The 1,939-nt window shown below is 31.8% G+C and carries 2 protein-coding genes; one reads left to right on the top strand and one right to left on the bottom strand.

Annotated features, from left to right (window positions below; genetic code table 11):
• On the top strand, nt 1-683 hold a 683-nt coding region (locus A9G24_RS12380; protein ID WP_141673166.1), incomplete at its 5' end, for an IS3 family transposase.
• A gap of 567 nt (nt 684-1,250) precedes the next feature.
• Here the strand turns inward: A9G24_RS12380 and A9G24_RS12370 are convergent.
• On the bottom strand, nt 1,251-1,939 hold a 689-nt coding region (locus A9G24_RS12370), incomplete at its 5' end, for a hypothetical protein (protein ID WP_218056310.1).

The following is a 1,939-nucleotide window of genomic DNA, read 5'->3' as shown; positions in this document are numbered from 1 at the left end:
TTTCGGTGTTGAATGCTATCACAGACCGGCATTTACGCTGGGGCTTTCCCAAATGTTTTAATCGCATCAGAAAGCTCGGCTATAAATGGAATCATAAACGGGTGTATCGGGTGTATTGTGAGTTAAAACTTAATATTAGAGCTAAACGTAAAAAACGTATCCCCCAACGAACACCAGAAAAGCTATTGGTTCCTAATAAACAAGGTGAATGTTGGTCAATGGATTTTATGAGTGATAGTAGCTGTAATCAACGTCGCTTTAGGACATTCAATGTCATCGATGACTTTAATCGTGAGGCGTTAGGTATTGATATTGCAGTAAGCTTACCAGCAGGAAGGATTACCCGTTACTTAGATAAACTGGCTGAATATCATGGGTATCCATTAAAAATACGCGTCGATAATGGACCAGAATTTACAGGAAAAACCTTTATAAACTGGGCTAAATCACATGATATAGCCATTGATTATATCCAGCCCGGTAGCCCATATCAAAACGGGTACATTGAACGATTTAATCGTACCTATCGTACTGAAGTACTCGATTTATATCTTTTTAACAACTTAGCACAAGCAAGGAGAATAACCGAAGAATGGTTAACGATTTATAACACCGAAAGACCGCATGAGGCATTAAATAACATGACGCCGATTGAGTATAAAACACTAAAACAAACAGCATGATTTTCTACTTGAATCTTGTACTAAGTTTGGGGTATTTACACTTAAAGTCTAGTCTGTTAGCACAGTCTTCCATTCTTTTGTAATAGTTTGTAAATTTAGACCCAGCATAAAGTTCTGATACTAATGCCGAATCATGTCTGTGTGTATCCCAAATACTATGTTTTGAGCAACGTTCGGAAAGGTCTTCAAAGTTACTATTATTGACTTTTTGTAAAATATCGTTATATTTATCCATATAGATTCTCGTCGTGGTGGATCTATAAAAAAAATCGATTTTTAGAAAAGCTCAATCGCCAAATTGGGCTTTTTCTTTTTTATAAATCCGAGTTTTACTAATTAGTTTTTAATATAAGCAATATTTTTAAATTGTCAAATTTCCATTCAACCAAAATCAACAAAAAAAAACATCACAAAGCCTTTTCCAAACTAACAAAAACAGCAAAAAATTTTTCCGACTTTTATACCTAAAGTATTAAAGTATCAAGTAAAAGCTACCGCCCTCACTTCGTTCGGTTGCTCAACCCCAATTTTTATTTTTTTACGTAGTAAAAAACTATAAAATTGCGGTTATATGTTTTTGTATTTGTGCTTATTTGTAGCTGTGTTTTTATTACTATTAAAGTAATTTATAAAGTTATCCCACTTGCTATTAAAGTATTTTTTAACAGCATCAAGCATTTTTGTTTTAGCATTTAATTCAATACTCAATTTATCGTTTTTTTCAAGCAAAATACTATTACGTTTTTTAAGTTCGGCATTTTCAAGCTCAATACTGTTTAATTTTTTATATGCAGGTTTGTAAAAATTAGTTACAACTTGCTCAAATTCTTTAACTTCCTTGCTTAATTTTTCAGTTTTTTGCTTGTAGTGATCTTTACGGTTTTTATAGTAATTTTTATGTTTTTCCAAACTTTTAATTTGTTTATTAAGATCTTCAAAATTACGTTTTTTTGTAATGTTTAATATGTTTAATTTAGTAATAACGTTGTTATTTTCAAATTCTGCTAAACCCACACGAAACCCGTGCTTTTTAGCATCTTCGATCGTTTCAATTACTTTTTTTTGTAAGTTTTGTGTTTGTTTAACAACTTCCTTATATTCTTCTGTGGTACCTGCTACTCTCGGTCTGGGCGTTTTGCTTTTACGTGTTAAATCGTATTTTTTACTAACAGCATTATAAAAATCGTCCTGAAGATCTTGCATTGCTTTTTTATACATTTTTACTTGTTGTTTTTTGTTGGGTTTAGTGTTGTTAG

The sequence above is a fragment of the Gilliamella sp. App6-5 genome (genome assembly GCF_001690525.1).
Classification (GTDB): Bacteria; Pseudomonadota; Gammaproteobacteria; order Enterobacterales; family Orbaceae; genus Gilliamella; species Gilliamella apicola_H.
Note: the sequence above shows the minus strand (reverse complement) of the source record. Positions and strands in the feature narration are given on the sequence as shown.